Raw genomic sequence first — 6,591 nt, 5'->3', positions numbered from 1 at the left:
ATCCAGATATACTTGAAGAGCTCCTGCCGTGGAATAGATCTGTACAGAAAATTTGTAAAGCATTATGAGCAATAGTAATCCCCGAGCCGCAGCTCGGGAATCTTTCATTTACAGGTGGTATGTTATTGAGCGGTTACGATAAAAAGTAAAACAGACACCCGTGACAGGTGTCTGTTTTGCAACAACTTTTTCTATAAGAGCAACTTATATCCGGCATCGGAGTTCACACATCTCCGTGCAGGACAATATATTAATATCTAAGCTTTCAAAGCCAAGATAATAATAACATTTTCTGCGGAGTTCTGCTTTCAGACTTCTGTAGCAACTCCGTATCCGTCAGCATAGTATGTCTTTCCGTTATATGTGAATGTAGAATTCATTATGCAGCGTCCCTTTTCATCGACAAAAATGTTTCCATTCCATCTTGCGTCGTAGATGAACTGGTTAACCACCTTCTTGCCCTCAGAGTCAAGGAAATACCAGAATCCATTGATAGCATTCCACTCTAAGTTGGTAACTTCCTGAGTGCCGATGTACTTGCCGTCCTCTGACCAGTAAATGGACTCAAATTCATCAAATGCGATAGCTGCATCTGCTGTGGTTATCTTGCCGTCCTTATCGAAGTCGCCAAGATCCTTCTGAAGTGATGAAGCTTCCTTGCCGTTTGCGAACTCACTTATAAGGGTTGCGTCAGCAGAATCAAAAACGCCGTCATAGTTTACATCGCCGAACTTGAGGTCAACTGTAATAGTGTCATCTAATCCCTTTCTGTACTTGCTTACGAGAGCATTATCATCAGAATTGACTGAAGAAAGGTACTCATTAATATCATAGTCATATCTCTTTTCAGCAACAATATTTCCAAGATCATCTCTTATAGCAATTCCTCTGACAACGTAACGTGTGCTGTTATTTGTCGAACCAAGCTTTATATTGAATGTTTTATTGCTGTAATAATCGCCGTCACACAGATTAGTAATATCATTTAATATTGGTCCGCTATATACCGAACTTTCAACCGAATAGCTATTTGCCTCACTTGTTTTATAGCCGCTTTTTTCTTCACCAAGGAAGGTATGTGTATAATAATCGTAAATATTATTTGTAACGACATCAACTTCGGAAACAAGCTTAGGAGACTGTTTATCTACTTCGATAGTATAGAACTCCTGATCGCTGAAAGCAGGATATCTTTTCATGCCTTCTTTCAGATTGACCTTTGAGCTCTTTTCATAGAATGCATCATACATTATCCATGCAAATCCGCCTTTTCCATAACTTTCTCCCCAGGAATTTGCTATCTTGAATGCACCCTTTAACACTGTACCATTGCCAAGATCACAGGTAACATTATCATCATATCCTACAATAACATAAGCATGACGCGGTATATGTTTATCATCAGCAGCTCCTGCATTCTGTATAAATGCGCTGTTTCCGGACTTACCATCAATAAAAGCAGGTCTTTTATATGTCGTATGAGAATTTTTATAATAGAATACGCCTGATGTTGCAACAACATTGCCGGCAGCTAACTGTTCTTTGATAGCATTTATAGCACCGTCCTCGCCTGAGCTTTCGACTGTAATTTTATTTACTTTTGTAATTCTTGCCTTTAACGCCTTTAAGAGCAGATCAATGTCATGGATATGTTTTCTGTAATAATGTGAATCTGCAACATAATACATAACTTTACCGTTGCCGTCTTTTTCGGCTTTATAAAACTTCTTTTCATTTTCCGAAAGGAGATCATACTCCTCAACAGTAATGCTGTCTCCGTATCCGTCGTTGTATTCAAAGTCCTCAAGTGTCAATGCACCCTTGTTCTGTAAAACATAATATGCTCTGTGGAGCTTTGCTCCATCATCTTGACCTCTATTTGACTCATTATATGTTAATGAAGGAGAATAACGAGCATAACTAACCTCACCATACTTATCATGTAATGTCTTTCTCATCTGATATGAAAACTGATAGTATGTTGATGAAAATGCTGTACAACTGCCCTGTGCTCCCTGGCTTTCTATAGGCGGGAAGAAGGCTTTGGTATCCTCATCTGTAGAAAGATCTCTCTTAGAAGGCAGAGCATTTGTTTCTGTTGCTGATGCAGTGTTGTAATTATCTTCTGCATTTGCAGGGATCATTCCTGCTGCTGTTGCTGTAATTGTAAGTGCTGCTATAAATGCACTGATTTTCTTAAACATAATATAATCCTTTCTTGATCGTTGTTTTACGGTTTATTATAACCTATACGTGCTAAACAATACACATTGATACCTAAGCTTTAAAAGCTTAGGCATCAATCTAATTTTCGTCGGAGTTCTGCTTTCAGACTTCTGTAGCAACTCCGTATCCATCTGCATAGTATGTCTTTCCGTTATATGTGAATGTGGAATTCATTATGCAGCGTCCCTTTTCATCGACAAAAATGTTTCCGTTCCATCTTGAGTCGTAGATGAACTGGTTAACCACCTTCTTGCCCTCAGAGTCAAGGAAATACCAGAATCCATTGATAGCATTCCACTCTAAGTTGGTAACTTCCTCATTTCCGATGTATGTACCGTCTTCTGCCCATGTGATCGGATCAAGCTCGTCAGCTGCCATATTTGCATCTGCCATAGTTATCTTGCCGTCCTTATCGAAATCGCCAAGATCCTTCTGAAGTGATGAAGCTTCCTTGCCGCTTGCGAACTCACTTATAAGGGTTGCGTCAGCAGAATCAAAAACGCCGTCATAGTTTACATCGCCGAACTTGAGGTCAACTGTAATATCGTCTTTAAAGTGGGTTATGTACTTTCGTACGAGATCAGTATCATCAGAATTGAGCGCAGAAGTGTACTCATTAATATCATAGTCATATTTCTTTTCAGCAACGATATTTCCAAGATCATCTCTTATAGCAATACCTTTTACAAGGTAGCGTGTCTTATAATTATATGCACCGAAATCAAAATAATATGTTTTATTGCTATAGTAATCGTCACCGCAAATCTTTGTCATATCAGTGAGCAGCGGACCACTGTATACTGAACTTTCATTATTACGGCGATCATTTGAATCACCTGATCTATATGCGACATTTTTTCTTCCCGAATAGGTGTATACAGAATAATCATAGATATTATTTGTAATAACATCAACTTCGGAAACAAGCTTAGGTGCCTGTTTATCGACCTCTATAGTATAGAACTCCTGATCGCTGAAAGCAGGATATCTTTTCATGCCTTCTTTCAGATTGACCTTTGAGCTCTTTTCATAGAATGCATCATACATTATCCATGAGTAGCCCTTTCTTCCATAACTTTCTCCCCAGGAATTTGCTATCTTGAACGCGCCCTTTAAAACTGTACCATTGCCAAGATCACAGGTAACATTGTCATCATATCCTACAATTACATAACCATGACACGGTATATGTTTATCATCAGCAGCTCCTGCATTCTGTATAAATGCGCTGTTTCCGGGCTTACCATCAATAAAAACAGGTCTTTTATATGTCGTATGAGAATTTTTATAATAGAATACGCCTCCTGTTGCAACAACATTGCCGGCAGCTAACTGTTCTTTGATAGCATTTATAGCACCGTCCTCGCCTGAGCTTTCGACAGTAATTTTATTAACTTTTGTAACTCTTGCCTTTAATGCCTTTAAGAGCAAATTAATGTCACGAATATGTTTTCTGTAATAATGTGAATCGGCAGTATAAGATGTTACTTTATTATTTCCATCTTTTACTTCTTTATAATACTTCTTTTCGGTTTCCGAAAGGAGATTATATTCCTCAACACTAATGCTTTCTCCATATCCGTCATTATATTCAAAGTCCTCAAGTGTCAATGCGCCCTTGTTCTGTAAAACATTGTATACATTTTTTAAATCCGTTCCTTCGTCTTTTCCGTCATTTGCCTCATTATATGATAATGAAGGAGAATAACGGACATCACTGTCTTCACCATACTTATCATGTAATATCTTTCTCATCTGATATGTAAACTGATAGTATGTTATCGAGAATGCTACGCATGAGCCCTGTGCTCCCTGGCTTTCTATAGGTGGGAAGAAGTTTTTGGTATCCTCATCTGTAGAAAGATCTCTCTTTGAAGGCAAAGCATTTATTTCTGCTGCTGATGCAGTGTTGTAATTATCTTCTGCATTTGCGGGGATCATTCCTGCTGCTGTTGCTGTGATCGTAAGTGCTGCTACAAACGCACTGAGTCTTTTAAACATAATAAAATCCTTCCTTTATTGCCGTTTTACGGTTTATTATAACCTATTAATAACTGACATAATCGATCAACCATTTTTCAGTATCGTAGTCTTTGATAAACCAGAATGTAGCTGTTACTATTTTGTTATCAGCATTTGTCTTGTAATACTGCTTACTCGCCTTGAAGCTTCTTTCACTTATATCGAATACCTCTACAGGTTCATCCGTGCGGCTTGAAAGATCCAGCTTGCTTATTACATTGCCATAAAGCTCGCCGTCAATAGATATATAAAAATAATCGGGGGCATCACTGCCGAACACATAATTATTTTCAACATCAGCAAAGCTGAGTTCAGGCCCGAACATACGGGCATCTGTGTATTGCTGTGACATGACGGAATAATAATAATCTTTCAATTCCTGCATATTTCCGAAGACATTGCTGTCGATCTTGTGATAATGCATATTGTACGGCATTGACGTTGGATTGCTCGGATCATGTCTGAACGTCACCAGCTTGTGCTCGTCGTAATCATGCGGAAGCTGTGCGGTCTTTATCTCTCGAATCGTATCGTACTTCTCGATAAGTTCCTCAGCTATCTCTGTAAGATCATCCTCATCATTATTATCATTATCAGTTCGTATATATGTTGTAACTATCTCTGTATCGTCAACGTATGTAGTTGAAGTAAAAGCTGAACTGCAAACTGTTGTATCACTTTCAGCAAAAGTAGTCGTTACGTCTGTTGTTGTAACTGCAAGATTTGTTGTTACAACAGGGACTGTACTGATATCGTAAGGAGCGGTATTAATATCTTCTGCTTTTGACGGACCGATATCAGTTACTGTTAAAACAGGAACTGCTACCATAACGACCGAAGTCGTTACAGGTCTATCATCTGTTTTGCCTGAAGTCGTTACCGGGGTCGGAGTATTATCGGCAGTTGCCTGCTGCACAGGAGAGGTTGTCAATGTTTCTGTAGTTACCTCTTGTTCGCGGTCTTTAGGAGCATTCTTCTCCATATTGCTCATAAGGTAGCCACCGCCTCCAAGACCTCCGAAAACTATCGCAATCATTGCGGCAGTTCCAAGTCTTTCGATCCATCGCGGCCTGACAATTTTTTCTACGCCCTTTACTTCATCACCATAGTCGTTATTTTTGCTTGTATCTGTATCAAATTCTTTTTCGATCAGTGAAAAAATACGGTCTTTTTCTTCGTCAGTCAATATAGGAAAATCATCTGAAATAATTTCCACTGTTTTTTCATCCATCTCATCATCAAATAGTTTAGATTTATTACTCATTTTACATCCCCCTCCTTAAAGACTGACACCGACCTCTAAAAGCATAGATTTCAGTTTCTTTCTTGCTCTGATACTACGCTTCTGAACAGCAGCCGCCGTCATTGAAATTGCTTCACCAATTTCAAGCGACGTTCTATTATAATAGTATTGCTGTATAATGATAGTCGAGTCAGGTTCTCCAAGTTCATGTACTTTTTTGAGCAATAATGCATTTCTTTCTGATTGTTCTGCTTCTTTCTCAACATTTTCTTCCGAGACAATATCGTCAAATTCCTCATCATCTATGGAAACGGTCTTGCCATAGGTCTTACATACTCGTCTGTATGTATCTATAGCCCTTCTTTTGGCTATGACCCCGATAAGTCCCTTCAGCTCTTCACAGCGTATATTACAGCTGTCAAAGCTTTTGAAAAAATCTATAAACACATCGCCCACACATTCTTCTATATCCTCACGACTACAAAAGTTTCTCAACTTATTTATAATAATAGCATATACATAATTGCAGTATTCATCAAAGAATTCCCTTCGCGCTCTCGCGGGTGACAACTTAATCTTTGCCTTGAGTTCTTTGTCAGTCATCTGCATTCCTCCTTCCCTAACATAGTGGACGATCGCTCCCACTAAGTATAATCGCATTATTTTCTTAAAAACAGACACGAAAATGAAAAATTTTTCTATTTTTTCTTTCAAAAGACTTTAAAAGCGCTCAAATGAACCGTATATAGGAACAAATCAAGAATAAAATATATTTTTTATAAAGTTCCAATCGTGTTAAAAGATAACAGCGGCTAACAACGAACCGCAAGCCGTAATGATTTTTCCTAAAAAAAAGAAAGGACAGCCGATCCAACCGACTGCCTTTCAGGGGATATTAAAATTTGGAGAAATCTTAACTATGTGTGCCGATGACCGATGAAGCCATCGGCACATTCTGTTTTGGTACAATAAAAGAGTAGAAAAGCGATGTGTCCAAAGCATTGCAAAGCTACTCTTTTTTTATTACAATAAGAGAGAAAAGGTCCGGCGTAATTCTGATAGGATTAACACATCCGTGCGATAAACTGTCGACCATCTCT

The 6,591-nt window shown here is 38.5% G+C and carries 4 protein-coding genes; all 4 read right to left on the bottom strand.

Annotated elements, in window-relative coordinates; genetic code table 11:
• Nucleotides 1-308: 308 nt before the first annotated feature.
• Nucleotides 309-2,204 carry a dockerin type I domain-containing protein gene (locus K6G33_RS09585; protein WP_296778800.1) on the bottom strand — a complete coding sequence of 632 codons (1,896 nt, stop codon included), beginning with the start codon at nucleotides 2,202-2,204 and terminating at the stop codon, nucleotides 309-311.
• Nucleotides 2,205-2,328: 124 nt separating this feature from the next.
• The gene (locus K6G33_RS09580) at nucleotides 2,329-4,227 is read right to left on the bottom strand and encodes a dockerin type I domain-containing protein (protein ID WP_296778775.1); all 1,899 of its coding nucleotides are present in this window, start codon (nucleotides 4,225-4,227) and stop codon (nucleotides 2,329-2,331) included.
• A 46-nt stretch (nucleotides 4,228-4,273) separates the two neighbouring features.
• Nucleotides 4,274-5,512: a hypothetical protein gene (locus K6G33_RS09575; protein ID WP_296778774.1), complete on the bottom strand. Its 1,239-nt coding sequence runs from the start codon at nucleotides 5,510-5,512 to the stop codon at nucleotides 4,274-4,276.
• A 15-nt stretch (nucleotides 5,513-5,527) separates the two neighbouring features.
• The gene (locus K6G33_RS09570) at nucleotides 5,528-6,094 is read right to left on the bottom strand and encodes a sigma-70 family RNA polymerase sigma factor (RefSeq protein ID WP_296778773.1); all 567 of its coding nucleotides are present in this window, start codon (nucleotides 6,092-6,094) and stop codon (nucleotides 5,528-5,530) included.
• Nucleotides 6,095-6,591: the final 497 nt, after the last annotated feature.

It is taken from the genome of Ruminococcus sp., from assembly GCF_024691275.1.
Lineage (GTDB): Bacteria > Bacillota > Clostridia > Oscillospirales > Ruminococcaceae > Ruminococcus.
This window is presented reverse-complemented; position numbering and strand designations above follow the sequence as displayed.

Coding starts and splice junctions, on each gene's coding strand:
- K6G33_RS09585 (WP_296778800.1), bottom strand. CDS start 2,204: ATGTTTAAGAAAATCAGTGCATTTATAGCAGCACTTACAATTACAGCA.
- K6G33_RS09580 (WP_296778775.1), bottom strand. CDS start 4,227: ATGTTTAAAAGACTCAGTGCGTTTGTAGCAGCACTTACGATCACAGCA.
- K6G33_RS09575 (WP_296778774.1), bottom strand. CDS start 5,512: ATGAGTAATAAATCTAAACTATTTGATGATGAGATGGATGAAAAAACA.
- K6G33_RS09570 (WP_296778773.1), bottom strand. CDS start 6,094: ATGACTGACAAAGAACTCAAGGCAAAGATTAAGTTGTCACCCGCGAGA.